This window comes from Streptomyces sp. NPDC001604 (assembly GCF_042893475.1).
Taxonomy (GTDB): Bacteria; Actinomycetota; Actinomycetes; order Streptomycetales; family Streptomycetaceae; genus Streptomyces.
The window spans coordinates 98,195-125,042 of record NZ_JBIAUY010000025.1; the positions used below are offsets into that span (position 1 = coordinate 98,195).

Below are 26,848 nucleotides of genomic sequence, written 5' to 3' on the forward strand. Positions count from 1 at the left end.
TCCTCATATGTGCGCCGTGGGCGGGGCGGTGTTGCGCAGCTGGTTCAGGCAGTCGGCGGTCAGCAGGTCGAGGTCGGGCTCGTTGGTGCACGGGTGGCGCAGCACAGGCAGCCCGGTCGCCTCGGTCCAGGCGGTGGCGGCCTGCTCGTACAGGTCGGCGAGCCGGGCGGCGGCGGGCGGGTCCTCGCCGAAGCGGCGCGTGGTGGCCCGGTGGGAGAGCCGGGTGTGGCACAGCTCAGGCGCGGTGGTCAGGAGGACGGTCAGCTCTGCCCTGGCGGCCTTCACGTCGGCGAGTTGTTTCACGTAGTCGGTGACGGGGCGGTCGTGGAGCAGGGCGAGCAGGCAAGCCGTGGAGAGGATGAGGCGGTCGGCGACGACCGGGCCCAGGGACAGGGCGGGGGCCAGGTTGTGGCGGGCGTGGAGCTCCAGGTCCAACCGGGCGGCGGCGACCGCGTGTTCGGCGGTGGCCGCCGGGCGGCCGGCCCGCAGGCCGATGATGGTGCGCGTGGCCGGCAGCGACAGCCAGGAGAATTGGCCGATGTGCCCGAGGGCGCGATCGTCGGCCGCGGTGGCGGCCAGGAGCCGGTCGCGCAGGGTGCTCTTCCCGGCTCCGGCAATTCCTTCCAGGGCCAGCAGCACGGGCCTCACTCCTCGGGTTTCTCGGCGATGAGCCAGCTGATGAACTTCGCGACCCGGCCATGGGTGACCGGTTCGGTGCCGTGGGTGAGTTGGGAGCCGTAGAGCAGGGCGGTGCCCTGTGCGGGATTCACGCTCCACCGGGTGCGGGGCATGGCTGCGTACCAGTCGGCGGAGTGGTCGGCGCCGTCGTGGGCCAGCCACATGCCGTCCGCATACCCGTGGCCCTGGGTGTCGTGGTGCAGGCGTGTGTTCCACAGGCGGTCGCTGGAGGTGCTTTCGACGTAGAACGCGCCGCCGGCCTCAGCCTCGTGGATGATCACGCTGATGCCGGCGATCTGCCGGGGCCAGGCGAATGGGTCGGGGGCGATCCCGTCGAGGTGGCCGGTGATGTGCTGGCCGGGGCCGTATTCGACGTAAGTCCACGGGCGGCAGGCCGTGATCGACGGCATGACGCGGGACAGGGCGGGGCGGGCGCGGTCGAAGGCGTGCTGGAGCAGGCTCTCGGGCTCGTCCGGGATCTTGGGGACCTCGACTCGGCCGGCCGGCTCGTAGACGGCCATGGCCTGCTCGTGAGAGTGGCCGGGGATCTCGTGGATAGAGCTGGACCGCTGTGTGCCGAAGTGGGCGCGGTTCTCCTCGGTGAGGAAAGCGTTCATCATGGCGGCGAGTTGGGCGCGTTCCTCGGGATGCAAGAAGTCCTCGATGCTGCCGACCGCGACGGTCTCGGCTATGTGGATCACGAGCCGGTCCTCCTCGTCTCTAGCACGCGGCGGACGTCGTCCAGGCCGGTGCAGTGGTTGAGCCAACTGGCCACAGGGCGGCGGGTGGTGTCAGTCGGGTTGGCCCACAGGGCCAACAGCTCGCCGGTCAGCGGCAGCTCCTCAGAGCTGGGCAGCTCCTCCGGCACGGTCAGCTGGTCCAGCGCAGGGCACGAGACGGCGTGCTGGGCGGCGAAGGCCCGTCCGAGCCGGGCCGCCGCTGCGCGGGCGCAAGAGCGCAGAAGCGTTTCTGTGGGATCGGTCCGCTGGTAGGCGCGGTACTCGGTCCGTGCCCATCCGACGGCGACCGTCCCTGATGCGGCAGCGACGCGGCAGGTGGCGCAGCACCCGCTGCCGGTCTGCGGGCATGACGTGTGATGAGCCGGGAGGGTGGCGGCGGCTTCGATGAGGGCTGCCCAGGCGGAGTCCGGTAGCAATGCGCCGACGGTGGGTTGGCGGCCTGGTGCTGCCCGGTGATTGCAGCACGCCGGGCCTGGTCCGGGCGATGGGCCGGGCTGGAGCGCGGGTTCGATGAATAGGGCGTGGAAGTACACGATCCGCCCCAGTAACTGGTGAATCGTCATCGCGTCGGTGGCACTGCTCACGCCGGCGCCTCCTTCGTAGGGACAGTCGTCTGCGGGACCGGGCAGCAGCAGGCGTCGCCCTCGGCGGGTCGTTCACTATGCAGTGCGTCCGCGACGAGGTGGGTGGCCGCCTCTAGGGCTTGGAAGTACGCCGGCCAGTCGTGCTCGAGGGCTGGGTGTAGCGCCAGGTCGAGCACGGGTGTTGTGGCCCCGGTGGTCTCGCACGTCAACTCAGCCCGCCCCACGGTGACCTGCACCGGGGCGGGCAGCTTAGAGGCCGCGGCGGTGACCGCCCGGCACAGAGCCGCGGCAGCCTGGGCGTACTCGGCTCGGTCGCGGGGGAGGATGCCGATGCGGCGCTCGGCGGGCGGAAGGTCAAGGCCGGTGTACGGGTGGCCCTGGCAGCTGTCGTACGTGACCAGTCCCCACGATCGGGTGAGGGCGTCGACCAGGGGGCGGACGCCGGGCTCGATCGCTTCGTGCCACTGCGGGTGGGCCGGGTCCAGATCGTCGGCCTCGTGCACGCCGGGCAGGCCAACGGTATTGATATTGCCCTGCGCGCTGGTGTGCAGCCGCACCGGGGCGCGATGGGCGTCGACGCGATCCCAACGGGCGAGGAACGCTGCGACGTTGCGCATGCTGTTCGGGCTGCGGGGGCGCCAGCGCACCGTACGGCACCAGACACCCGCCGGGTGAGCGGGCTGGGCGAGGAGCGCGGCGATGCCGTCGATCACCCGCATTCGGTAGTCACAGTAGGCGTCCTGGTCCCCGGCCTGGTCCTGGCGCCATCGGGTGGCCACACAGCCGCCGCCGCACGCGGACCGGTACGAGCACGTCGTGCACCGCTCCATCAGGGCCTTGCCTGCGTTGAGCAGCGGAAGCCGCCGCTGAGCGGCGACAACCACCGCCTCGTCGGGGATCCGGTCCAGGCGTCCGAGTTTGGCCTCCGGCCAGGGCAGTTCGTCACAACTGCCGAGCCGTCCGTCCGGGTAGAGCGTGAAGACGTGGTCGCACTTCATGCTGGAGAAGTGGCAGAAGCCGCTGTCCAGCCCGCGCAGCCGCCGGATGGTGGACACGGCCGGTTCCAGTTTCAGGCGGGCGAAATACCCGGCGCCGATCCAGTGAACGGCCGCGGCGAGCGCGAACTCGGCGTACTCAGCCGGGCTGATCGCCCACGCGGGCCCATCGGAACCGCGGACCGCAGCTTCCTGCAGCAGTCGGCTCGCCGGGAGGCGCCGCCCCTGAGCGGTGGTCGGACGCTGGACGGAGGCGTCGAAGCAGGGCACGAAGCTGACGGCGTTGACCGCCTCGAACCCAGCGAGGTGGTCCAGAACCGCCGCCGCACGGCCGAGCACGAGCGGGGTGACCGCGGCAATCACACCCACCCTCCTGCCGCGAGCGGCCAGCAGCCGCAGGGCGGCGGCGACGCGCGGGTAGACCGGCTGGCCGTCGTAGCCGACACGCCAGGCGTTGCCCGTCGCGTCCCCGTCCAGTGAAATGCCGATCTGCAGGTCCGGGTACAGGGCGTCGAAGAGGTCCAGCCACTCTTCGTCCAGCTTCACGCCGTTGGTCTGAAGGGAGACGCGGACCACGGTGGGCTGCCCGGCGAGTTCACGCAGGACGTCGGCGACGTGGTCGCGGCCAGCGCTCAGCGGCTCGCCGCCGTGGAGTTCGACAGCGAGCGGACGCCCCCGGAAGAGCTCGGCAAGCCGGCGCACTTGGCCGGCGTCGATCCGCGCTCCGCCCGGGGCCTCCTTACGTTTCTCGTAGCAGTACAGGCAGTCGACGTCGCAGGTCTCACCGCGTAACTTCAAGATCACCGATACGGCGCTGTCCGTATCCTGGGTGTCCAGGCCGCGGTACAGTTGGGCTATCGGGTCGTGCTGTTCGGTGGTGCGGTACATCGGCTGCCTCCCGGGATGGCCGTGACCGGCAGGGGATCAGTCGTACAGGCGACCCAGCAGGGCGCCCTGGCCGGACTGCAGGATGTGGGCGGCCTCCAGCGGGATCCAGAAGCACTCGAAGTGCGTGGGCTCCTGCTGCCCGTCGTGATCCTCCTGGCTCATCCAGCGCTCCGGGGTGGGCTCGGTCAGCTCCAGGTGGAAGACGTGCCGGTGCTGGAGCTCGAACCGGTAGGGGCTGATGTCGTACTCGGTCTCGCCGAGCTTCCGCACGATCTTGAAGTCTTTGAGGCCCGTCTCCTCGCGGGCCTCGCGCAGCGCCGCCGCCTCCGGCGTCTCGCCCTCGCGGATGCTGCCGGCCGGGACCTGGATGCCCACCTCCTCGTAGCTGTAGTCGGTGTGCCGGAAGACCAGCAGCTTCCCGTCACGCACGACGTAGCACAGCACTTTGTCCTTGGTGACCTTTTCGGGCACGAGAACACCCTTCTTCATTCGATGGAATCGGTCGCGCACCCGGCGGCGCCCAAAGCCAGGGCGCACGGCAGGCACCCCTTGATGACGGAGGGCCGACGCCGGGCAAACGACCTTGAGTCTAGGCCGCGCGAACGCACATCAAGACAGCCTGAAAATGGTCGAACTGGCTTACGGAATAGGCGAGATGGGCTGAAACAGCAGCCCTTGCCGTGCGTCGGCACCACCCCTCCTCGCCGCCCTCGGCGGCGGTGCCGCTGGGCCGGAACCAGATCTGCTTCCCCCGCAGGAGTGGCTGGGGCTCCAGCGCATCGGCCGAGGGGCGCGGCCTCTGTGTCGGGCCGCGCAGCAGAGTGCTCGGTGAGGCGGATCAGGCCAAGGCCGGCAGTTGGCGTACGGCGGCCTCCAGCCAGCCCGGAGCCGCGCTGAGGTGCCCGACGCCAGCAGGGGTGAGTTCGCCAGCGAGTCGGCTCTGGCATAAGCGTGCGCGTGTACGTCACGAGGCGGCGCTCCAGGGGACGACGAATCCTGTCCAATGCCGTCTGTGACCGCGACGCTCGGGTGCCCGTTGCCGGACGTTGGTGATTCTATCTCCGGTGACGTGGGGTGTTGAGCCTCTTCATGCGGGTGATTCAGCCATTTGTTCGATGGCCGTAGCCATGGTGTGGGACGGAGGGGCCCAGGGCCGAAGATCACGGCCACGGCGACCGTCAGCTGGCGCGGGCCCCGCGGATGCGCCTGCGGTCAGACGGGCCGGAGGCTGAACGTGCCGCCGAGCCGCTTGCGCACCTCGCGGTCGGGTCGCATCGAAAGCGTCGGGAAAGGGGTACCAGTTTCGACCAGCGGGCTCTGCGGCGAAAAGGCGAGGCGAGCCATACGGCTTCTGCGGCAGACTGGCTGATCCCCTTCGCTGGATGTATCCCTCCCACACCTTAAGATCGTTTGGAGGAAGGCGATTTGACTGAGTCCGATCAGCCGACGGCCCGGTGGAAGAGCGAGTCGATGACGACGCGGCTCATCGCTGCCGTTCTTGTCACGGATCCCGACAACGGCAGACTCCTTATCCTGCGCCGTAGTAGCCACTTGGACTTCGCGCCTGGCGAGTGGGATGTCCCCAGTGGCAAGGGCGAACCCCAGGAACCGGTCACCGCGACCGCAATACGGGAACTGAAGGAGGAGACGGGCGTCGTGGCCACCGAGGCGGACCTACGCCTCGTCCACGTCGTGCACGGCTCCTGGGGAGCGGAGGTCCCCGGGATGTTCATGGCCCTGGTCTTTCACACTGACCGGTGGAGCGGTACCCCCCACAACGCGGAGCCGCACAAGCACGACACCATTGCCTGGGTGCCGCCGGACGACCTGCCGCAACCGTTCACACGTACTACCCTGGTCGCCGTCAAGCGGCACCTCGACGGCGGCCCGATCCTTTCATTCGACGGCTGGCCAGAGGCCGGATGACGGTCAGTCCGGGCAGCTGCCCCGGAGGCGTGGCCCGAAGTCGCGAAGCTCAGCAATGAGCCGCACGGCTTCCTTACGGGCCAACTCCAGCCGAGGATCCTCGGGGTGCGCGTGTGGCTCTGCGATCTTCGCGCACACGAACAGGGCCATCAGCCGGCCGGACCTGGTCTCCAGGTCTGGCCGACGTTCGCTCCACACGCGTTTCGCCAAGGCCGGGACGGCGAGGGCATGGCCCCATAGCGTTGCCGCGTCCAGCCCTCGTGGCGCCATGCCCCAGTCTTCCCAGTCGATCATGCAGAACTGCGGGCCGGTCACGTTCGCCCACGTCAGGTCGGCGTGGGCCGGCAGCCACTCCTTCACCGCGGTGTCGGTCACCTCGGGGAAAGCACCCCCGAGGGTTGCTGTCACTAGCTCCTGCGTGATGGTTTGAGTGTCCGGCGTAGCGAGGCGAGGTGCCGACTGGGCGGCAAGGGCGTCCAGTGAGGCGTTCAGCGCGGACCACCACTCAGCCGGGAGACGGGGGTCTTCGATCACGACAGCGGCTTGACCAACCGGCGCGGAGCTGACCAGTTCCATCTCATCCGCGCGCCACATCACCGGTTCACCCGGCTCGCGCCACGCACACCCTGCGTACCACGAGGGCATGGCGACCCCGCTCACGACAGCAGCCGATTCGGGGCCGTTCCACCCCTGGGCGCCGATCCGGTCGAACCCTCGCCGCTCGATGCGCACCCATGTATTGCGGTCCGTCCGTGCCCCGACTGTCCGGCGCTTGCGTACCACCGTCTCCCGGTCGAGACGCAGCTGCAGCGACCGCTCCACTCGGTCCAGCACCCCGCCAATCGATTCTCGGCGTAGATCAACGGAGCGAGGCACAGGAAGCGTCATATACGGGACCGTAGCAAGCAGGCGGAGCCGAATCCCGAGATGGTCGCCAGCCTCGGCCCGTGAGGACTCGCCTTGTCCACCAGGTTGATCCCCGGTCGGCCGAACTCGTCGACTGTGCGGGAGAGCACGGCGGTGCCGTCGACTTCGATGGCGCGCAACGGACATAGGTACTCCTGCGGCTCTCGGCAGTGGGCAGCATACGCATGCGTTGGTCTTCGTCCATGCGAGCACCGAGTTCCGCAATGTGTTGGGGACGTAAGGCTGCCACGGCTGTTCCCATCATCGGTGAGCGCGGGCAGCCCTGCCGTAGCACGCCTCGACGCGCCCAGGCTTCGAAGAAGCACCGCAACGAGTGGAAGCGTTGAGAACACGGACTTGCCCAACACCCTTACGACTCAAGCTGGATAGACTCGGCTGAGTCCGGCAACGGGCACCCGAGTCGCTGCGGTCACAGGCGGCGTACGCATTGAATTCCTCATGCTTCGGGAGGCCCGCTGTGCCGTGTGTGCTGCCTGCCAGGCGCCGTCGCAATCACCCCGACGCTCCTGCTGGGGCGTTGACCGAACCTATTCCCTCGCCTGCCACAAGGCCGCGTGCTCATCAGCTGTCACGTTCGCAGCACGGACCCTGTGCCCGGGCAGTTGCCCTGCGGCCCCCGCGGTCAACTGCCCTCCGAACGCACCGCTACGTCGAGGAGGAGAAGGCATTGCCATACCGGTCCGTGATCGGACTTCACCTGGTTCTGCTCGAGGAGGGCCATGTGCTGCTCGGCCTGCGTGCGGGCACTACCTGGTGTGACGGCTGGTGGCACGTCCCCGCCGGCCATCTTGAAGACGGGGAGTCTTTCCTTACGGGCATGGTCCGTGAGGCTCGGGAGGAGCTGGGCATCGCCCTCGCGGAGGAGGACCTGGTGGTCGCGCACACCGTTCACGACCACGATCCCGAAACCGGTCAGAGTCGGCTGCAAGTCTTCTTCACCGCCAAGCAGTACTCGGGCCGACCCTGTGTTGCGGAGCCGGACAAGTGTGCGGAGTGGCGGTGGTGGCCGCTCTCCGAGCTGCCGGAGAAATTGGTGCGCTACACCCGTCAGGCGCTGATCTGTATTCAGCGGGGCCAGAGCGCGAGCACGCTGGGGTGGCCCGATGACTGCTGACGAGGTGCGCGAGCCGGTGGGTTTGATGGTGCCGGAGGACTATGCGAGTTCACGCGCGGTCTTCTGGGGTGGGGCTGCGGTGTTGTTCACCGACGCGGCGGGCAGGGTTTTGGTCCTGGATCCCGCGTACCGGCCCGGAAAGCTGCTGTTGCCCGGCGGGGGAGTGGACCAGGCGGAGCAGCCGTCGGCCGCGGCGGTGCGCGAGGTGGCCGAGGAACTCGGTCTGTCCGTCAGCGTGAGCCAGCTCCTGGCGGTCGACTGGGTCAGCAAGGGCAATCCGGAGTTCGGAAAGGTGCACGGCTTCCCCGGTGAAACCGTGTCCATTTGGGACGGTGGTGTCCTGGAGGAGAGCGACATCGCCCGGATTCGCCTGCCCGAGGACGAAATCACCTCGTTCCACTTCCTTCCGCCGGCGCAGGCCGCACCCAGGATGCGCCCGATCGAGCGGCGACGGATGCTCGCTGCCTTGCGCGCCCGGATCGACCGTTCCGGCCCCGTTGTGCTGGAAGACGGGGACACCGTCGGGCACGGACAGGCGCTACAGCGATTGAACGTCGTCCCGCGTATTGCGATCGGCTACCAGCACATCGGCTGGCACCCGGCCCTGGAGCCCTCCGCCGGCCTTCCCGTGAAGCAAGCCTGGGTGTGGGCCTTCGATCCGCTCGGCCGGGTCGTCGTCCTCGTGGATCCGCGCGACGGCCATGTCGTCCTGCCTGGCGGAACGGTCGAAATGGACGACGACGGGCCGAAGGCGGCGGCTCTGCGCGAAGCCGCAGAAGAGGCGGCTCTGCGCCTGCACGATGCCGCCTACCTCGGCTACCTCCACGATCCGGACGGCGCGGTCTACGGCCCAGACACGGGGGCGAACGCCCGGGCACGGTACATCGCACGCATCGACTCCCTGGGGCCCGCCGCTCCGGATGTTGCGACCGGCATCACCTACGGCCGGCTGCTGGTCAGCCCGGTGCAGGCGAGCGAGCTGCTCGGCCTCGGACGCGCCGGGGCCGAACAGGCCGCGTACGCAGCCCAAACGGCGGCAGCCCGCTGGGGAATTCCGCTGAGTGCGCCGCAGGCCGCGATCGAGATCCCCCACACGGGCATGGCGGCCCTCCTGCCCTGACCTCCGCACATGACGACCACCTCGTGCCGGAGCCCTGCCGGCGCGATGCCCTGCACTGCCCTTCTGGCCCTGGAGGAGGACTCTCATGTCCGACGAACCTGACACCACCGAGCAGGCTGTCGGCTGCCCTGACCGCGTGGTCACCGACGAGCAACGGACGTACTGGGCCCGGGTCGAGGCGCCCATGGCCTCCTGCACCGCCCTGATCACCGATGCTGACGGCCGGATTCTCGTGGTCGACCCGACCTACAAGGACGGCTTCGACATGCCCGGCGGCATGGTGGAGGCCGGCGAAACGCAGATCGAGGGCCTGGAACGTGAACTGGCCGAGGAACTCGACCTGACCGGCGTGCCGATCGGCCGGTTCCTCGTCCTGGACCAGGTCCCCGCTGCCCGGTACGGGCGAGCCATGGTCGTCACGGTGTTCCACGTCGGTCCCCTCACCGACCAGCAGACACAGTCCCTGCGCTTTGCGGACGGGGAGATCGGCGCCGCCGAGTTCCTGCCCGTCGAGGAGGCCCTCGCGCGGCTGCCGCACCGCCTCGCACGCCGCATCCAGGCGGCGCACACCGCGCTGATCTCGGGCGTGCCGGCCGTACTGATCGACGGCACGTCCCACCTTTTGCCCGGCCCAGTCGTATCGGAGGCGCGATGAAGCGGCTCCTGAAACGAGTCTGGAAGACGGAACAGTCCCTCTCCGAGTCCGAGGCCGCGCTCGGAGTCGAACGGCTTCTGCCGCGCTGACCCGTGCCGCCCCAGCTGGCAGCCGGAGCCCCATACGGGATGAGACACCGCCCGGCCGACCCATAACAGCCGTACCTACGAGGGGAGTTCCTGACGTGCCGCACCGATCCGAACCAGACACCCCAGGAAGCCTGTGGCGAGACAGGGACTTTGGGCACTACGCCGTCGCCCAGGGCATCAGCGTCACCGGGAGCGGCGTGACCACGATCGCGCTGTCCGTCCTGGCCGTCGTCGACCTGCACGCCTCCACCTTCAACGTCGCGCTGATCGCCTTCGCCTCCAAACTCCCACCCCTGCTGCTGTCCCTCCACGCCGGCGTGTTGGCCGACCGCCGCCGCAAACGCCCCCTGATCATCACGTGCGACCTGCTCTGCGCCGCCGTCCTGCTCACCCTCCCCACCGCACAGTTCCTCGCCCGCATCACCCTGATCCACCTCTACGCGGTCGCCTTCACGGTGTCCGCCCTGCAGGTCATCGGCAGCAACGCCTCCATCAGTTACCTGCCCTCCCTCCTCGGCCCAGGCCGGATCAAGGACGGCAACTCCAAGATGGGCGCCAACAACTCCCTGGCCGACCTGATCGGCACCAACTCCGGCGGCATCCTCGTCACCGTCCTAGGCGCGGCCCGCGCCGTCACCGTCGATGCCGCCTCCTACCTGGCCAGCGCCCTGCTCCTGTGGCGCATCAAGCACTGCGAGGAGCCGCCACCCGCCCGCACCGCGGGCACCAGCCATTGGGCGGAAATCCGCGAGGGCCTCACCTACACCGTGCACACCCCCGTCGTGCGCTCGATCGTGCTGGCGAATACGGCCACCTCCTTCGTCCTGGCCGCCAGCAGTGCCCTGTGGTCGCTGTACCTGCTGCGCGACCTGCACTGGAGCCCGACCGCCCTCGGGATCGTCATGGGCGCCGGCGGAATCGGCGGCATCCTCGGCGCCCTCGTCTGGCAGCCCCTGGAACGACGCTGGGGCCCGGGCCGGGTGATGCTCGGCGCGCTCGCCCTCAACCCTCTCGCCCAGATTCCCCTGGTCCTCGTCGGCCCCGGACCCAGTGGGCAGTTTGCCATCGGCGCCGGCATGGTCATCCAAACCGGTGCCGCCGTCTGCCACGGCGGACTCCAGCGCGCCGTCCGACAGGAACTCGCCCCCGACCATCTCCAGGGACGGGCCCAGGCCACGGGAGCCTGGCTCGCCTTCAGCCTGCGCCCGTTCGCCGCCCTCGCCGCCGGCGCTCTGGGCACCCTGCTCGGGCTGCGCCCCACCCTCACGCTCATCACCGCGGCCTTGGTCGTCCCGTTCCTCGTGCTGTGGAACTCGCCTGTCCGCGCTCTCGGCCCCGCCGCCCCCATCTCCCTGACCCCGAACGAGGAGCCCGCCAACCCATGACGATCACCAACCCGGCCGATTACTGGAACCGGCTGTGGGCATCGGGACGCCGCTACCGCGGACTCGGCCCCGAGGAACAGCAGCTGACCCGCCGCTTCCTCGGCGCCGGCCGCGGCCGGCCCGCGCTCGACATCGGCTGCGGCGACGGCGCTGGCGCCCGGTACCTGCACGCCGACCTGGGATACCGCACCACGGCGATCGACTGCTCCTCCGCCGCTCTGAAGATCGCGCAGGCCGAGCACAACGCGGACGACGGCCCGGTCTTCCAGCAACTGGACATCGAGACCGACGACACCAGCGCGCTCCCGGACGCCGGCTACGCCCTCGTCACCTGCCGCCTCGTGTTCGCTTTCATCAAGGACAAGCCCGCCTTCCTCGACCGCATCCGGTGCCTCCTCCCGCCCGGCGGAACCTTCTGGCTGGTGACCCCTCTCGCTGAACGCCTCCCGGAGGAACGGCAATCGATCGGCATCACCCCGCAGCAAGCGGAATTGCTGACCGCGCCCTGGTCATCGGTACGAAGCGAAGACCTGGACTCGATGCGCTGCTACGCCCTGCGCCCCTGACCCGTCACGATCCACATCCTGACCTCGACGAGGGTCTCCGGTGGCAGGGAAGCCTGGCTCAGGCCGCTGCTGCATGCAGGTGGGCCAACAGTCCCTCCGTATCCGTCAGATCCGAAATGACGAAGTCGGCGCCAGCGGCACGGAGTTCCGGCACCGAGTGGATGCCCGAGGCGACAGCAATACAGCGCGCCCCAGTGTCATGCGCGGCCCGCACGTCGCGAGGCGTGTCACCGATCAGCACGGTCGGCGTCGTCAGCGCCACGCCGTAGGCGGCGTGAATCCGGGCCCGGGCAGCATCGACGAGACAGGCCCGGTCCTCGCTGTCCTCGCCGTACCCACCCACAGTCATGTCGAGGAGGCCGTCGAGACCGAACGCCCCCAGCTTGACGCGCGCGTTCGCCGCGATGTTGCCCGTGAGGACTGACGAGCAGATCTCGGAGTCTGTCGCGAGCGACTTCAACGCCTCCTGGACACCAGGCAGAACTCGGCCCCGTCGCCGCAGATCTTCCTCGCGACCCCGCCCTGCTTCTTCCAGCGCCCGCTGCGCCGAGGCCCATTGGGGAACCGGCAGACCGTGCCGGACGAACATCTCACGCATGATCGCCCGGTCCGTGCGCCCTTCCGTCGGCGCGGGCAGCTCGGCGTCACGCCCCGCGAGGGCCTTGAAGGCGCTGGCGTAGATCTCTTTGCTGACACCGGCGTTGTCTACGAGGGTGTGGTCCACGTCCCAGAGCACGATGAGCTGCACGTGCCCAGGGTATGCAGCGTGAACTGCCTGTTAACAGTGCCTTCTTGGGACGTCCTGGCGTCCCGCAAGATCTTGCCGCGTCCCAGAACGTCCTGGGAGGATGCGAATGTGAACGAGCGGCTGCGTACGGTGATGATCCAGCGGAAGGTGACCACGGAGGACCTTGCGGCTGTGTGCGAAGTCGATCCCAAGACGGTGGAGCGCTGGATCAGCTTGGGCCGACAGCCGCTCCGCAAGTACCGCTGGGCGGCGTCGCAGGCCCTCGGTGTGGACGAGTCGTACCTGTGGCCGCCGGAGGAGGACGACACCCAGGGGCAGTCGACGGAGCAGGCGGAGCTGGTCGCCGTCTTTCCCAACCGCGCGTCCGTCCCGCAGAAGACCTGGGTCCACCTCCTGAAGTCCGCCCAGAAGCACATCGACGTCCTGGTGTTCAGCGGAACATTCTTCGCGCAGACCAACCCGCGTGTGGCGGCGATGCTTGCCGAGCGCGCCGAAGCCGGCGTCCGGGTCCGCCTCTGTTTCGGCGACCCGGCTGGCAAGGCGGTCGCCGTCCGAGACGCGGAGGAAGGGATCGGCGGCACACTCTCCGCGAAGATCAGGGCATCGCTCACCTACTACCGCAAGTTGGTCGGCACCCCCGGCTGCGAGGTGCGCCTGCACGACACGACCCTTTACAACAGCCTGTTCCGTTTCGATGACGCACTGCTCGTCAACCCCCACGTGTGGGGGCAGCCGGCCAGCGCCAACCCGTTGTTCGAACTGCGCCGCCTGGGGGATGACGGCTGGTTCGACCACTACGCGGGCAGCTTCGACGCGGTCTGGGAGACTGCAAAGCCCTGGTCACCCGAGTCCATGTGAGGAGCACGGCCCGCGATGGGACGTACGGAGTACTGGTACGACGAGAATGCACCGAAGCCCAACACGCTGATCCCGGCGTGCAACATGCTCGTCGCCCGGGAGACCGACGGGGCGATCCTCCTGCAGCGGCGCCGGGACACGGGGCAGTGGGCCCTGCCCGGTGGAGCCATGGACATCGGGGAATCCCCGGCGCAGTGCGCGGTCCGGGAATGCAAGGAGGAGACCGGCATCGACGCCGAACCGATCGGGCTCCTAGGCGTGTACTCGCCCCCGGAACATGTCGTGGCCTACACGGACGGGGAGATCCGGCAGGCGTACGAGGTGACCGTCATCGGCCGGCCGGTCGGCGGCGAGCCCACCATCAACGACGAGGCCGACGGCGTCCGCTGGATCCTGCCCAGCGAACTGGAGTCCTACGACATCCACCCCTCCATGAGGAAGCAGATCGACCACTTCCTCAACGGGACGTACCCGCACGTGGACTGAAAGTCCGCCCGCGTCCCTACTTGCCGACCGTAGCGAGCCGGACGTCGACCCTGTGCACCGCCGCGCGCAGCTCGGGTTCCGCTCGTCGGATGAACCGACCGACGATGCTGTCGAGACCGTAGCGACCGAGGATCTCCGACAAGCGGGCATCGACCGTGGTCGGCTCACCGTCCGGCGTTGTGGTCATGTCGCAGTAGGCCAGTGCATCGACCAGCGCAGGATGACCGAGAAGGGGAAACTCGTCCTCAAGTTGCTCCCTCAACCCGCGCTCCTCCGCCTCCAGCACCGCACACGAATGGTTGGCCACCAGCCGCACCAGCCACTCGTCCGCAGCCGTGTGGTCGCGCAAGTAGCGGGCACCGTCCAGCGGATGGAATCCAGTCGTGGCCAGTGCCGGCGTGTAGCCGATGTCGTGCAGCATCGCCGCGGCCCACAGCAGCTCTGCTTCGTCGCTCAGGATCCCCGCCAGAGACTGCGCCTTTGCGGCGACGCCCTGAGAGTGTGCCCACCGCCGCGGCAGGGGCTCGGCGAGGAGGGACTCGGCCAGGTCGCGCGCCCACACGGTGAGGTCCATGCTCCGCAGCCTATGGTGTGAGGTGCGTTGGCCGGTTGGTGATCAGCGGGATGTCCCAGGACGTCTCAGGTAGTCCCGGGGCCCGGTCCGGCCGGCCGGGATCGGTTGCGTGAGGTTGACCGGGTTGCCGTCGGGGTCCTGGATGTGGGCGACGCGCTGTCCCCACGGCATCTTGTTGGGGCCGGTGCCGACCGAGCCGCCCAGTGTCGTCACCCGGCCGAGCGTCTTGTCGACGGCGTCGACACCGATGCTGAGCAGGATCCGCGGCGCCGCCCCGGTCCCCCGGGTTCGCCTTGGCCGCCCGCCCGAGGTGAACGTCAGGGTCGCCCGGCCTGTCGGCGAAGACCGGGCCATGGTCAACGAAGTGGCGCGGATGCTCTGCGACGAGTGCGCCGGCCCCCCTCCTCCCATCGGGCTAGGCGCGTCACGCCTGGGTCCGACGATGGATTCGCCCACGGCAGACGAAAAAGAGCCCCAAGGGACTGGAACCATCCCCGGGACCATGCCAACGTACAACCTCCCCGGAAAACACCAGGTCAGAGACGTTCAGGGGGGTGGGATGCCAGCCGCTTCGGAACCCGACCCCGGCCCCTGTCCCTCCGCCGTGACCCTTACCAAGGAGGCTAATCTGCCAAAGTCCGCACTTCGATCGGCCCGCGTTACCGCCCCGACGCCCCTTTCGCTCGGCGCCATGAACGCGTGGAGCGCCAGCAAGCAGGGGACTACGTCTCGGTGTCCACCGCGCTCTGCCTCTGCGTCTGCGCGGCCGGGCTGTTCGGCGAGGATCTGTTGCAACGCGGATACCGCCGCGACCGAGCCGTTCTCGCGCACATCGCTGCTCACCCCGGTGCCCAGACGCACAGTGTTGCCCGAGCGGTCGGAGCCAACCAGCGCGTCGTAGCCCGCAACCTCAGCCGCCTCATTGACGACGGTCTCCTAGTACTCGTCACGGACGGTGCGACCCCACGGCTTCGGTCGTACAGGTTGTTGGCCTCCGGAGCCCGGGAACCTCGACGCTAGCTCGTCGGCGCGGCGCGCAATATAGGCCATGATCCCCGGTTACCGAAACCGGGGATCGTCTGGAGCATTGATGTTGTTCGCACCGGCTACTTGGCGGTGGATCGGCGCGGGCAGCCATTCCAAAACCCTGATCCGAGAAAGGTACGACCGCGCCCAACTGCCAGCCCGCGTATGACCAGCGGTGGCTTAGCTCCGCATTGTAAGGAATCCCCCTCAGTGTGCCCTTCCGCGATACCCCCTGCCCCAAAACAGAACCCTGCACGCCTGTCTCCGGCCATGCTTCTGATCTCTGCCGGAGTTGCGAGGTGAAGCGGGGCGGTAAGGGTGACGAGCTGATGACCGTCCCCGAGGTGCTCGCAGAGCTGAAGGGTACGTCCCGTCGAACCTTCTACAGATGGCGCGAGCTGGGTACAGGGCCCACCGTGCTGAAGCTCCCCAACGGCGAATTGCGTGTCTGGCGCAGTGCGCTCATGGAATGGCTGCACGAGAGAGAGGAAGCTGCAGCTTGAAAACGACCGACGTTCGGATATGGGACGTCAGGGTAAAGCAGCGCCAGGGCAAGGACACCTATGAGGTGCGCTGGGTCGTGGCGGGGCGTGAGGTATCTCGCTCGCGTCGCACTAAGGGGCTTGCCGACAAGCTGCGGGCGCAGCTCCTCATGGCCCAGGAGAATGGGGAGCAGTTCGATACAGATACGGGCTTTCCTCCCTCGATGGAGGAAAAGGCGCCTGCCCTCACCTGGTACACCTTCGCCTTGAAATACCTGAAGGTGAAGTGGCCGCATGCCGCGCCGAACTATCGGGACGAGATCAATGAGGCGCTGACGGGTGTCACAAAGGCACTCATGCCGAAGCGACCCGGCCGGCCGACGGATGTAGCGATGCAGCGGGCGCTTCGGGACTGGGTGTTTGTCCTTCCCGGCCCGGAAGCGCGCGAAATCCCGCCAGAGGTCAGAGCCGTGGTCGATTGGTTGGCAAGGAATTCGCCTCCGCTTGCTGATCTGGCCAAGCCAGTCATTATGCGCGGAGTGCTGGAAGCGCTAAAGCTGAAACTCGACGGAGAAGCGGCGTCGAGTGAAACTTTTAAGCGCAAGCGTAAGGTTCTCGTCAACGCGCTCAACTACGCCACGGAGCTAGGCGAGTTCGACGACAATCCCGTCCATTCGGTTTCCGTAGAAGAACCGTCAAGAATCGTCGCAGTTGACCCCCGCGTCGTGGCCAACCCGAAGCAGGCCGGCAACCTGATCGGCGCTGTCTCGTACGTGGGCGGTTACCACCGAGCCAGAGGCCGGCGACTGGTGGGCATGTTCGCCGGCATGTACTACGCCGGGATGCGCCCGGCGGAGACTGTCGGCGTCGCGGTTCAGGACTGCCACCTCCCCGAGGAGGGCTGGGGGCTGGCGAATCTCCATCGGACCCGACCGACGGCAGGGAAGAAGTGGACCAAGACGGGCGAGGTGCACGACGACCGCGGCCTGAAGAACCGCGATCCCAAGGAGGTACGCCCGACCCCACTGCCGCCGATCCTCGTCGCCATCTGGCGCGACAGTATCGACACGTTCGGCACGGCAGATGACGGCAGACTCTTCTTCAACGAGCGTGGCGGACTGGTCGGCTCCTCGACCTACTCGCGAGTGTGGGCCGAGGCCCGCGAGCTCGGCCTGCCACCGGAACTTGTTGCGAGCCCACTCGCTGACCGTCCGTACGACTTGCGTCACTCGGCGCTATCCACCTGGCTGAACGCCGGAGTCGATCCGACGGAGGTCGCGGAGCGGGCCGGAAACACGGTGGAGGTGCTGTTGGCTCGGTATGCGAAGTGCCTCCATGGGCGGCACGTGGTGGCCAACAAACGAATCGAGAATCTGTTGCTCGAATACGAGTGACGATGATCACACTCAACGCCCCGGGGGTGAACCCTCGGGGCGTTTGCTATGTGCCGGATTGGACGTTTGGTGACTCAATGTCCGATCCCGCGTATGTCCCGCAGCGTGCGTCCTACGGCTGCTTTCGCTGGCCCTTGGCTGCATACAGCTGCAGTCACCTCGTTTTGGCATCTGCGCTGGTCAGGCGGCCTTTTAGCCCTCTGACCTGCAGTGCCCCCGGCAGGATTCGAACCTGCGCACACGGCTCCGGAGGCCGTTGCTCTATCCCCTGAGCTACGGGGGCGTGATCGCTGCGCTGTGCGTGGCGACGGGTAGAACACTACCAGTTCATCCGGGGTGTTCATGAACGGGTTTCCGGCGTCGCCCGTCGCTGCGGCGCAGGGCGGAGGGCCGTCCCCCGCAAGGGCCGGAAGTGGGGAAAACCCGGACGCGGTGGCCGGTCCGGACCTACTCTCGAGTTGTGCCAGGCGCGTCGGGCCGGGTGCTTGTTGTGGACGACAACAAGGTCATCCGGCAGCTGATCAGGGTCAATCTCGAGCTGGAGGGGTTCGAGGTGGTGACCGCGGCTGACGGTGCCGAGTGTCTGGATGTCGTTCATCAGGTGCGGCCCGATGTCGTGACCCTCGATGTCGTCATGCCCCGGCTGGACGGGCTGCGGACCGCCTCCCGGCTCCGCTCCGATCCGCTGACCCGTGACCTTCCCCTCGTCATCGTCAGCGCCTGCACCACGTACGAGGTCGAGACCGGGCTCGATGTGGGGGTCGACGCCTTTCTTGCCAAGCCCTTCGAGCCTGCCGAACTCGTGCGCCTCGTACAGCAGTTGGTCCAGAGGAAGAGGAGTGCACGGAGCAGGGGGGACGGCGGTGAGTCCGGGCTCGGGAGTGTTCTCGGGTTCGGGGAGACCGAGCGAGCCGGGCGGGCCGGCGGCTGACCCGGGCGGAGGTCCTCCCGTCCACCCGCCCCGTCCACATCCCGGACCTCTCCCAAACCGGCTCGCCTACCCACCCCCCTCCTCCCATACGCTTGTGCCGTGACCCCCGTCGAGCTCTCCCGTACCGTGCTGCGCGCGGTGCGTCGTGCTGTCGACGACGGGGAGCTGAGCGTGGCCGTGCCGCAGCGGGCCGTTGTCGTGCCGCCCGGGCCGGGTGGCTGTGGCGACTACGCCACCAACATCGCCCTGCAGCTCGCCCGGCCCGCCGGGCAGCCACCCCGGCGTGTCGCCGAGATCCTGCAGCAGCACCTCGCCCGCACGGACGGCGTCGCCGACGTCGTCGTCACCGGGCCGGGGTTCATCAACATCAGCCTGCAGGGGGCATCCGCATCCGCAGCCGCGCTCACTCGCGAGATCCTCCGGGACGGCACGGCGTACGGTCACAGTGACGCCCTCGCCGGAGAAGTCGTCGAACTGCGCATCCCTTACGACGTACGGGCCGAAGTCGTCGCGGACGCCCTCGTGCGCATCATCGGCTCGCAGGGCGGCCGCGTCGAGGTCGACCATCGCGAGCCGGTGAACCTCCGGCCCGTCCCGGCCCCCGACGACCCCGCACTCCTCGGCCCCGACGCCGCCCGCTGGGCGCTGCTGCACCCCGCCGCCCACGACCGGCCCCGTATCACCGCCGATCATCTGGTCCAGCGCGAGAGCAACCCTCTCTTCCGTGTCCGTTACGCCCACGCCCGCACCCGGGCCCTCAGCCGTAACGCCGCCGACCTGGGCTTCACCCCCGAGCCCGGAGATGTACGAGAGGACATGGCCGCCCTGCTCGCCGTCCTCGCCGACCACCCCCGCGTTCTCGCCCGTGCGGCTGCACAGCGCACGCCCGACAGTCTCGCCCGGCACCTCGTCACCGTCGCCGACGCCGTTCTCGCCGTCCTTCCGGTGGTGCTGCCGCGCGGCGACGAGAAACCCTCGGCCGCCCACCGTGCCCGGCTCGCGCTCGCCGAAGCCGCCGGAGCGGTGCTGGCCGGCGGCCTGTCCCTGCTCGGCATCGACGCACCCCACCACCTCTAGAGAGCCAGCGAAGAAGATGAGCCGTTCCGCGCACCCCGCCGGGCCCCGTCACGCCGACGTCCTCCCCGAGGGCCACTACTCCGCCCCGCCCACCGACCTCAACGCCCTCGACCCCAAGGTCTGGTCCCAGACGGTCACCCGCGACGAGGACGGCGTGACCACCGTCGGCGGTATCGACGTGAAGACCATCGCCGAGCAGTACGGCACCCCCGCCTACGTCCTCGACGAGGCCGACTTCCGGGCCCGGGCGCGGGCCTGGCGCAGCGCCTTCGGGGCCGACGCCGACGTCTTCTACGCCGGAAAGGCGTTCCTGTCGCGTGCCGTCGTGCGCTGGCTGCACGAGGAAGGGCTCAATCTGGACGTGTGCTCCGGCGGTGAGCTGGCCACCGCCCTGTCCGCCGGCATGCCCGCCGAGCGCATCGCCTTCCATGGCAACAACAAGTCCGTCGACGAGATCACCAGGGCCGTCGAGGCCGGTGTCGGGCGGATCGTCCTCGACTCCTTCCAGGAGATCGTCCGCGTCGCCCACATCGCGCAGGAACGCGGCAAGCGGCAGCGCGTGCAGATTCGTATCACCGTGGGTGTGGAGGCGCACACCCACGAGTTCATCGCCACCGCCCACGAGGACCAGAAGTTCGGGATCCCGCTGGCCGGCGGGCAGGCCGCCGAGGCCGTGCGGCGGGCGCTGCAGCTCGACGGGCTGGAGCTCATCGGGATCCACAGCCACATCGGGTCGCAGATCTTCGACATGTCCGGGTTCGAGGTCGCCGCGCACCGGGTCGTCGGGCTGCTCAAGGACATCCGTGACGAGCACGGCGTCGAGCTGCCCGAGATCGACCTCGGCGGCGGGCTCGGGATCGCCTACACGAGCGACGACGATCCCCGTGAGCCGCACGAGATCGCCAAGGCGCTCACCGAGATCGTCACGCGTGAGTGCGAGTCCGCCAGGCTGCGCACCCCGCGCATCTCCGTCGAGCCGGGACGGGCCATCGTCGGTCCGACGGCCTTCACGCTCTACGAGGTCGGCACCATCAAGCCCCTCGACAACCTGCGTACCTACGTCTCCGTCGACGGCGGTATGTCGGACAACATCCGCACCGCGCTGTATGACGCGGAGTACAGCGTCGCGCTCGTGTCGCGGACGAGCGACGCCGAGCCCATGCTCGCCCGGGTCGTCGGCAAGCACTGCGAGAGCGGGGACATCGTGGTGAAGGACGCGTTCCTGCCCTCCGACCTGGCACCGGGTGACCTGATCGCCGTGCCTGCCACGGGTGCGTACTGCCGGTCCATGGCCAGCAACTACAACCACGTGCTCCGGCCGCCCGTCGTCGCCGTGAACGACGGCGAGGCCCGGGTCATCGTCCGCCGCGAGACGGAGGAGGACCTCCTGCGTCTCGACGTCGGATAAGGACATCCGACAAGGCGGACGACCGGAAAACTCCCGGCGGGTGGAAGATCTCCTGTCTTCCACCCCCGCACAAATGAAATAGATGTCTCACGATCCGGACATAGGACAGAAACTCCCGTCCGGTGAGTGAGACTGGTCCAACCGTAGACGGTATGAGGAAACGAGGTCGGATGATGCGTACGCGTCCGCTGAAGGTGGCGCTGCTGGGCTGTGGGGTTGTCGGCTCAGAGGTGGCGCGCATCATGACGACGCACGCCGACGACCTCGCCGCCAGGATCGGGGCGCCCGTCGAACTGGCGGGCGTGGCCGTGCGCCGGCCCGACCGGGTCCGTGAGGGCATCGACCCGAATCTCGTCACCACCGACGCCACCGCGCTCGTCAAACGCGGCGACATCGACGTCGTGGTCGAGGTCATCGGTGGCATCGAGCCGGCCCGCTCCCTCATCACCACCGCCTTCGAGTACGGCGCGTCCGTCGTCTCCGCCAACAAGGCGCTGCTCGCGCAGGACGGCGCCGCTCTGCACGCCGCCGCCGAGGAGAACGACAAGGACCTCTACTACGAGGCCGCCGTCGCCGGTGCCATCCCGCTGATCCGCCCGCTGCGCGAGTCCCTCGCCGGCGACAAGGTCAACCGGGTGCTCGGCATCGTGAACGGCACCACCAACTTCATCCTCGACAAGATGGACAGCACCGGGGCCGGGTACCAGGAGGCCCTCGACGAGGCCACGGCGCTCGGTTACGCCGAGGCCGACCCCACCGCCGACGTCGAGGGCTTCGACGCCGCCGCCAAGGCCGCCATCCTCGCCGGCATCGCCTTCCACTCGCGGGTGCGGCTGGACGACGTCTACCGCGAGGGCATGACCGAGGTCACCGCCGCCGACTTCGCCTCGGCGAAGAACATGGGCTGCACCATCAAGCTCCTCGCCATCTGCGAGCGGGCGCAGGACGGCGGCTCGGTCACCGCGCGCGTGCACCCCGCCATGATTCCGCTGAGCCACCCCCTCGCCTCCGTGCGCGGCGCGTACAACGCCGTGTTCGTCGAGTCCGACGCGAGCGGTCAGCTCATGTTCTACGGGCCCGGTGCCGGCGGTTCGCCGACCGCGTCCGCCGTGCTCGGCGACCTCGTCGCCGTCTGCCGCAACCGGCTCAGCGGGGCAACGGGGCCCGGCGAGTCGGCGTATGCCGCGCTGCCCGTGTCGGGCATGGGTGACGTCGTCACCCGCTACCACATCAGCCTCGACGTGGCGGACAAACCGGGTGTTCTCGCCCAGGTCGCGACCGTCTTCGCCGAGCACGGTGTGTCGATCGATACGGTTCGGCAGCAGGGCAAGGACGGCGAGGCATCGCTCGTCGTCGTCACCCACCGCGCGTCCGACGCCTCCCTCTCCGGGACCGTCGAGGCGCTGCGCAAGCTCGACACCGTGCGGGGTGTCGCCAGCATCATGCGGGTTGAAGGAGAGTAACCAGCAATGACCCACCAGTGGCGCGGAATCATCGAGGAGTACCGGGACCGGCTGCCCGTCTCCGACACCACGCCGGTCGTGACGCTCCGCGAGGGCGGCACGCCCCTCGTGCCCGCGCAGGTGCTCTCCGAGCGCACGGGCTGCGAGGTCCACCTCAAGGTGGAGGGCGCGAACCCCACCGGGTCCTTCAAGGACCGCGGCATGACCATGGCCATCACCCGGGCCAAGGAGGAGGGCGCGAAGGCTGTGATCTGCGCCTCCACCGGCAACACGTCCGCGTCCGCGGCCGCGTACGCCGTGCGGGCCGGCATGGTTTCGGCCGTTCTCGTCCCGCAGGGCAAGATCGCCCTCGGCAAGATGGGGCAGGCGCTGGTGCACGGCGCCAAGATCCTCCAGGTCGACGGCAACTTCGACGACTGCCTCACCCTGGCCCGCGCGCTGAGCGACAACTACCCCGTGGCGCTGGTGAATTCGGTCAACCCGGTGCGCATCGAGGGCCAGAAGACGGCCTCCTTCGAGATCGTCGACATGCTCGGCGACGCCCCGGACATCCACGTCCTCCCGGTCGGCAACGCGGGCAACATCACCGCGTACTGGAAGGGCTACAAGGAGTACGCCGCCGACGGCGTCGCCACGCACACCCCCCGCATGTGGGGCTTCCAGGCCTCCGGCTCCGCCCCGATCGTGCGCGGCGAGATCGTCAAGGACCCCTCGACCATCGCCACCGCCATCCGCATCGGCAACCCCGCCTCCTGGCAGTACGCCCTGGCCGCGCGGGACGAGTCCGGTGGCTTCATCGACGAGGTGACGGACCGTGAGATCCTGCGCGCCTACCGGCTGTTGGCCGCGCAGGAGGGCGTCTTCGTGGAGCCGGCGTCCGCCGCGTCCGTCGCCGGTCTGCTGAAGGCCGCCGAGCAGGGCAAGGTCGACCCGGGCCAGAAGATCGTGTGCACGGTCACCGGAAACGGTCTGAAGGACCCCGACTGGGCCGTCGCCGGCGCCCCGCAGCCGGTCACCGTCCCGGTCGACGCGGTGACGGCGGCCGAGCGCCTCGGTCTGGCCTGACGCCAGGCTCGACGTCCTGCCTGACGGGGAACTCCCTCCGAGGGGTGCACAGGGGGCTTACGGCACGCATCGTGCGCCTCCTGTGCGCCCTATGTCGCCACAGAAGCATCCTTCGATAGGCTGTACCGAACCCGCCCGCCGCATATGCCTCCGAACCATGGAGCGTCTGGACGGTGCCGCGCCGTCTCCGCGGCCTGAGGGTCTCCCCGTACGTAGCCGATGTCGTATCGAATGTTTTCGACCATCACGCAGCTCAAGGAGAGTCATCGAGAGATGGCCGGTCCCGCCTTCCGCGCCGCCGCCGTAAGGGTGCGCGTCCCCGCCACCAGCGCCAACCTCGGCCCGGGCTTCGACGCCCTCGGCCTGTCGCTGGGGCTCTACGACGACGTCGTCGTCAGGGTGGCCGACTCCGGGCTGCACATCGACATCGCGGGCGAGGGCAGCGAGACGCTGCCGCGTGACGAGAAACACCTTCTCGTACGTTCTCTGCGCACCGCCTTCGACCTGCTGGGCGGGCAGCCGCGCGGCCTCGAGATCGTCTGCGCCAACCGGATCCCGCACGGCCGTGGCCTGGGATCCTCTTCGGCCGCCATCTGCGCCGGCATCGTCGCCGCGCGCGCCGTGACCATAGGCGGGGAGTCGAAGCTCGACGACACGGCCCTGCTCGAGCTCGCGACCGAGATCGAGGGCCACCCCGACAACGTGGCGGCCTGTCTGCTCGGCGGCTTCACGCTCTCCTGGATGGAGGCGGGCGCCGCCCGCGCGATCAGGATGGACGCCGCCGATTCCATCGTTCCGGTGGTTTTCGTGCCCGGAAAGCCGGTCCTCACCGAGACCGCGCGCGGCCTGCTCCCGCGCACCGTGCCGCACGTCGACGCCGCCACCAACGCGGGCCGTGCCGCCCTGCTCGTCGAGGCCCTCACCAGGCGCCCCGAGCTGCTGCTGCCCGCCACCGAGGACCGCCTCCACCAGGAGTACCGCGCCCCCGCCATGCCGGAGAGCGCCGCACTGGTGGAGCGGCTGCGGGCCGACGGGGTCCCGGCGGTCATCTCGGGTGCCGGACCCACTGTGCTGGCGCTGGCCGACGCCGACAGTGCCGACAAGGTCGCCCATCTGGCAGGCGAAGGGTGGGCCGCGAACCGGCTCGAACTCGACGCCCAGGGAGCGAGCGTGCTGCCGCTTGCGTCCTGACACACGGTTGCCGGATTTCGAGAGGGGGAATGTTTGTTGGATCCGGTAGTGTTAATCTCAAGTCTGCACCCGACCCCACCATGGCGAGGTGCTTCGTGTCCCCGTCCGGGACAGACATTCTTCCGGGAGCCTCCCAAGCCGCACTGTGTTCCGTACGACGTACGCGGGCAGTACCTCGTACGCGGGCACTGAGCGACTTGCCGGGCACGCTCCGGAATCGGTGCGACCAAGCCACGTGACACCGACACTCGGTGCCACGGCTTTGGGAAGCGCCATCCCAGATATTGCCTCCGCCATCTTTGGCGGACCACCGCCCCGGCACGGTCCACACAGCAAGGACCGAAGCCGGAAGCACAACCGGTCGCCGAGCCAGACAGGCCGACGTCCGCTCCAGGGAAGGACCCTTCGTGAGCGACACCACCGATCTGATGGGCGCACGTGTCGAGGAGACCGCTGCCGCGCCCGCCACGGACGCCTCCGCGCCTGCCACCGGTGCAGGCTCCCGGCGGCGCCGCGGTACCGGCCTCGAGGGCATGGTGCTGGCCGAGCTGCAGCAGGTCGCATCCGGCCTCGGCATCAGGGGCACCGCGCGCATGCGCAAGAGCCAGCTGATCGAGGTCATCAAGGAGGCGCAGGCGGGCGGCGGTGCCGCCCCGGTGAAGGCTGCGTCCTCCCCTGCCGGGGACGCCGTCGAGACCAAGCCCAAGCGCCGCGCCACCTCCAAGGCCCGTACGGGCGAGGACGCCGCTCCCGCCGCCGAGAAGAAGGCGGCCGCCCAGGCCGAGAAGGCCGTGGCCCAGCAGCAGATCGAGATCCCCGGCCAGCCGGCCAGCGACGACGCTCCCGTCGAGCGCCGTCGCCGGCGCGCCACCGCCGAGGCGGGCAGCCCCGAGACGGTCGCCGCCGAGGCGAAGAGCGAGCCGAAGGCCGAGACGCCCGCCCCGCAGGCGCAGGGCGAGGCCAAGGGAGACGCCGGTGACGGCGAGGGCCGCCAGGGCCGCCGTGACCGCCGTGACCGCGACCGCGGCGGCCGGGACCGCGGTGGCCGCGGCAACAAGGGCGACGAGCAGCAGGGCGGCCAGGGCGGCGGCCAGCAGCGCCAGGACCGTCAGGACCGGGGGGACCGCCAGCAGGGCGGCGCCCGCCAGGACCGCCAGGACCGTCAGCAGCGCGACAACGGGCCGCAGGACGACGACGACTTCGAGGGCGGCCGCCGCGGCCGTCGGGGCCGTTACCGGGACCGTCGTGGCCGTCGTGGCCGTGACGAGATGGGCAGCGAGCCGCAGATCGGCGAGGACGACGTCCTGATCCCGGTCGCGGGCATCCTCGACATCCTGGACAACTACGCCTTCATCCGTACGTCGGGCTACCTGCCGGGTCCCAACGACGTGTACGTCTCCCTCGCCCAGGTCCGCAAGAACGGCCTGCGCAAGGGCGACCACGTCACCGGCGCGGTCCGTCAGCCCAAGGAAGGCGAGCGGCGCGAGAAGTTCAACGCGCTGGTGCGTCTCGACTCCGTCAACGGCATGGCGCCCGAACACGGCCGCGGCCGCCCGGAGTTCAACAAGCTCACCCCGCTGTACCCGCAGGACCGCCTCCGCCTGGAGACGGACCCCGGTGTCCTCACCACCCGGATCATCGACCTCGTGTCGCCGATCGGTAAGGGCCAGCGCGGTCTGATCGTGGCCCCGCCGAAGACCGGTAAGACCATGATCATGCAGGCGATCGCCAACGCGATCACGCACAACAACCCCGAGTGCCACCTGATGGTCGTCCTGGTCGACGAGCGTCCGGAAGAGGTCACCGACATGCAGCGGTCGGTCAAGGGCGAGGTCATCTCCTCGACCTTCGACCGTCCGGCCGAGGACCACACGACGGTCGCCGAGCTCGCCATCGAGCGTGCCAAGCGCCTGGTGGAGCTGGGCCACGACGTGGTCGTGCTGCTCGACTCGATCACGCGTCTGGGCCGTGCCTACAACCTGGCCGCGCCCGCTTCCGGCCGCATCCTGTCCGGTGGTGTCGACTCGACCGCGCTGTACCCGCCGAAGCGCTTCTTCGGTGCGGCGCGCAACATCGAGGACGGTGGCTCGCTCACCATCCTGGCGACCGCTCTCGTCGACACCGGCTCCCGTATGGACGAGGTGATCTTCGAGGAGTTCAAGGGCACCGGCAACATGGAGCTGAAGCTCGACCGGAAGCTCGCGGACAAGCGGATCTTCCCGGCGGTGGACGTGGACGCGTCCGGCACGCGTAAGGAAGAGATCCTGCTCGGCAACGAGGAGCTGGCGGTCGTCTGGAAGCTCCGCCGGGTTCTGCACGCGCTCGACCAGCAGCAGGCGATCGAGCTGCTGCTGGACAAGATGAAGCAGACGAAGTCGAACGTCGAGTTCCTGATGCAGATTCAGAAGACGACGCCGACGCCTGGGAACGGCGACTGAGGCACAGCCTTCACAAAGGTCGCCCCCCGTTACTGCAGTA

26 protein-coding genes, 1 tRNA gene and 1 pseudogene are annotated in these 26,848 nt (G+C 69.0%); 18 read left to right on the forward strand and 10 right to left on the reverse strand.

What is annotated here, in order from left to right:
- Positions 1–3 precede the first annotated feature (3 nt).
- From ACFY1E_RS43060 to ACFY1E_RS43080, 5 genes are all read right to left on the reverse strand, one after another.
- Complete coding sequence (locus ACFY1E_RS43060) at positions 4–639, reverse strand: hypothetical protein (RefSeq protein WP_389086758.1); 636 nt, start codon at positions 637–639, stop codon at positions 4–6.
- Between the two features lie 5 nt (positions 640–644).
- The gene (locus tag ACFY1E_RS43065; protein WP_389086761.1) at positions 645–1,379 is read right to left on the reverse strand and encodes a hypothetical protein; all 735 of its coding nucleotides are present in this window, start codon (positions 1,377–1,379) and stop codon (positions 645–647) included.
- A complete protein-coding gene (locus ACFY1E_RS43070) occupies positions 1,376–1,834 on the reverse strand; it encodes a hypothetical protein (RefSeq protein ID WP_389086763.1) in 459 nt (152 codons plus the stop codon). The genes ACFY1E_RS43065 and ACFY1E_RS43070 overlap by 4 nt, the downstream gene beginning before the upstream one ends.
- Before the next feature lie 164 nt (positions 1,835–1,998).
- Positions 1,999–3,885 (reverse strand): radical SAM protein, encoded by a 1,887-nt coding sequence (locus tag ACFY1E_RS43075; RefSeq protein WP_389086766.1) that lies wholly within the window; start codon positions 3,883–3,885, stop codon positions 1,999–2,001.
- Between the two features lie 36 nt (positions 3,886–3,921).
- The gene (locus ACFY1E_RS43080; RefSeq protein WP_389086768.1) at positions 3,922–4,356 is read right to left on the reverse strand and encodes an NUDIX domain-containing protein; all 435 of its coding nucleotides are present in this window, start codon (positions 4,354–4,356) and stop codon (positions 3,922–3,924) included.
- A 999-nt stretch (positions 4,357–5,355) separates the two neighbouring features.
- Here ACFY1E_RS43080 and ACFY1E_RS43085 point away from each other — a divergent pair.
- Positions 5,356–5,811: an NUDIX domain-containing protein gene (locus ACFY1E_RS43085; protein ID WP_389086770.1), complete on the forward strand. Its 456-nt coding sequence runs from the start codon at positions 5,356–5,358 to the stop codon at positions 5,809–5,811.
- A 3-nt stretch (positions 5,812–5,814) separates the two neighbouring features.
- Here the strand turns inward: ACFY1E_RS43085 and ACFY1E_RS43090 are convergent, their stop codons facing one another.
- Positions 5,815–6,699, reverse strand: coding sequence for a hypothetical protein (locus ACFY1E_RS43090; protein ID WP_389086772.1), 885 nt, complete (start codon positions 6,697–6,699; stop codon positions 5,815–5,817).
- A 721-nt stretch (positions 6,700–7,420) separates the two neighbouring features.
- Here ACFY1E_RS43090 and ACFY1E_RS43095 point away from each other — a divergent pair.
- From ACFY1E_RS43095 to ACFY1E_RS43115, 5 genes are all read left to right on the forward strand, one after another.
- Entirely contained in the window at positions 7,421–7,852 is a 432-nt protein-coding gene (locus tag ACFY1E_RS43095) for an NUDIX domain-containing protein (protein ID WP_389086774.1), read from the forward strand.
- On the forward strand, positions 7,842–8,972 hold the full coding sequence (locus ACFY1E_RS43100) for an NUDIX domain-containing protein (protein WP_389086777.1): 1,131 nt from the start codon (positions 7,842–7,844) through the stop codon (positions 8,970–8,972). The genes ACFY1E_RS43095 and ACFY1E_RS43100 overlap by 11 nt, the downstream gene beginning before the upstream one ends.
- A gap of 85 nt (positions 8,973–9,057) precedes the next feature.
- Positions 9,058–9,627: an NUDIX domain-containing protein gene (locus ACFY1E_RS43105; RefSeq protein ID WP_389086779.1), complete on the forward strand. Its 570-nt coding sequence runs from the start codon at positions 9,058–9,060 to the stop codon at positions 9,625–9,627.
- A 184-nt stretch (positions 9,628–9,811) separates the two neighbouring features.
- Positions 9,812–11,101: an MFS transporter gene (locus tag ACFY1E_RS43110; protein WP_389086782.1), complete on the forward strand. Its 1,290-nt coding sequence runs from the start codon at positions 9,812–9,814 to the stop codon at positions 11,099–11,101.
- Entirely contained in the window at positions 11,098–11,667 is a 570-nt protein-coding gene (locus ACFY1E_RS43115) for a class I SAM-dependent methyltransferase (RefSeq protein WP_389086784.1), read from the forward strand. The genes ACFY1E_RS43110 and ACFY1E_RS43115 overlap by 4 nt, the downstream gene beginning before the upstream one ends.
- A 58-nt stretch (positions 11,668–11,725) precedes the next feature.
- On the opposite strand, the gene ACFY1E_RS43120 is transcribed toward ACFY1E_RS43115, so the two are convergent.
- A complete protein-coding gene (locus ACFY1E_RS43120) occupies positions 11,726–12,415 on the reverse strand; it encodes an HAD family hydrolase (RefSeq protein ID WP_389086787.1) in 690 nt (229 codons plus the stop codon).
- Positions 12,416–12,523: 108 nt separating this feature from the next.
- Between ACFY1E_RS43120 and ACFY1E_RS43125 the strand changes: the two genes are divergently transcribed.
- Positions 12,524–13,273 (forward strand): XRE family transcriptional regulator, encoded by a 750-nt coding sequence (locus ACFY1E_RS43125; protein WP_389086790.1) that lies wholly within the window; start codon positions 12,524–12,526, stop codon positions 13,271–13,273.
- Positions 13,274–13,288: 15 nt separating this feature from the next.
- Positions 13,289–13,759, forward strand: a complete 471-nt coding sequence (locus tag ACFY1E_RS43130) for an NUDIX hydrolase (RefSeq protein ID WP_389086792.1) — start codon at positions 13,289–13,291, stop codon at positions 13,757–13,759.
- A 16-nt stretch (positions 13,760–13,775) separates the two neighbouring features.
- Here ACFY1E_RS43130 and ACFY1E_RS43135 read toward each other — a convergent pair whose 3' ends face one another.
- Positions 13,776–14,333 (reverse strand): HD domain-containing protein, encoded by a 558-nt coding sequence (locus ACFY1E_RS43135; RefSeq protein ID WP_389086795.1) that lies wholly within the window; start codon positions 14,331–14,333, stop codon positions 13,776–13,778.
- 42 nt (positions 14,334–14,375) lie between these two features.
- A pseudogene (locus ACFY1E_RS43140) lies at positions 14,376–14,691 on the reverse strand (VOC family protein); the annotation flags it as partial.
- 374 nt (positions 14,692–15,065) lie between these two features.
- Here ACFY1E_RS43140 and ACFY1E_RS43145 point away from each other — a divergent pair.
- The 3 genes from ACFY1E_RS43145 to ACFY1E_RS43155 all read left to right on the forward strand — a co-directional run bounded on the left by ACFY1E_RS43145 (position 15,066) and on the right by ACFY1E_RS43155 (position 17,235).
- Positions 15,066–15,353 (forward strand): winged helix-turn-helix transcriptional regulator, encoded by a 288-nt coding sequence (locus ACFY1E_RS43145; protein ID WP_389086886.1) that lies wholly within the window; start codon positions 15,066–15,068, stop codon positions 15,351–15,353.
- Between the two features lie 335 nt (positions 15,354–15,688).
- Positions 15,689–15,862, forward strand: a complete 174-nt coding sequence (locus ACFY1E_RS43150) for a helix-turn-helix transcriptional regulator (RefSeq protein WP_389086797.1) — start codon at positions 15,689–15,691, stop codon at positions 15,860–15,862.
- A complete protein-coding gene (locus ACFY1E_RS43155) occupies positions 15,859–17,235 on the forward strand; it encodes a tyrosine-type recombinase/integrase (RefSeq protein WP_389086800.1) in 1,377 nt (458 codons plus the stop codon). The genes ACFY1E_RS43150 and ACFY1E_RS43155 overlap by 4 nt, the downstream gene beginning before the upstream one ends.
- A gap of 211 nt (positions 17,236–17,446) precedes the next feature.
- Here the strand turns inward: ACFY1E_RS43155 and ACFY1E_RS43160 are convergent.
- Positions 17,447–17,518, reverse strand: a tRNA-Arg gene (locus tag ACFY1E_RS43160).
- Positions 17,519–17,647: 129 nt separating this feature from the next.
- Here ACFY1E_RS43160 and ACFY1E_RS43165 point away from each other — a divergent pair.
- From ACFY1E_RS43165 to rho, 7 genes are all read left to right on the forward strand, one after another.
- Positions 17,648–18,166, forward strand: a complete 519-nt coding sequence (locus ACFY1E_RS43165) for a response regulator (RefSeq protein WP_389086802.1) — start codon at positions 17,648–17,650, stop codon at positions 18,164–18,166.
- Between the two features lie 99 nt (positions 18,167–18,265).
- Positions 18,266–19,243, forward strand: coding sequence for an ArgS-related anticodon-binding protein NrtL (nrtL, locus tag ACFY1E_RS43170; RefSeq protein WP_389086804.1), 978 nt, complete (start codon positions 18,266–18,268; stop codon positions 19,241–19,243).
- Positions 19,244–19,259: 16 nt separating this feature from the next.
- Positions 19,260–20,651: a diaminopimelate decarboxylase gene (gene lysA / locus ACFY1E_RS43175; protein WP_389086806.1), complete on the forward strand. Its 1,392-nt coding sequence runs from the start codon at positions 19,260–19,262 to the stop codon at positions 20,649–20,651.
- Positions 20,652–20,821: 170 nt separating this feature from the next.
- Positions 20,822–22,114, forward strand: a complete 1,293-nt coding sequence (locus ACFY1E_RS43180) for a homoserine dehydrogenase (protein ID WP_389086808.1) — start codon at positions 20,822–20,824, stop codon at positions 22,112–22,114.
- A 6-nt stretch (positions 22,115–22,120) separates the two neighbouring features.
- A complete protein-coding gene (gene thrC / locus ACFY1E_RS43185; protein ID WP_030928687.1) occupies positions 22,121–23,179 on the forward strand; it encodes a threonine synthase in 1,059 nt (352 codons plus the stop codon).
- 273 nt (positions 23,180–23,452) lie between these two features.
- On the forward strand, positions 23,453–24,370 hold the full coding sequence (gene thrB / locus ACFY1E_RS43190) for a homoserine kinase (protein ID WP_115905887.1): 918 nt from the start codon (positions 23,453–23,455) through the stop codon (positions 24,368–24,370).
- A gap of 407 nt (positions 24,371–24,777) precedes the next feature.
- Positions 24,778–26,808 (forward strand): transcription termination factor Rho, encoded by a 2,031-nt coding sequence (gene rho / locus ACFY1E_RS43195; RefSeq protein ID WP_389086812.1) that lies wholly within the window; start codon positions 24,778–24,780, stop codon positions 26,806–26,808.
- Positions 26,809–26,848: the final 40 nt, after the last annotated feature.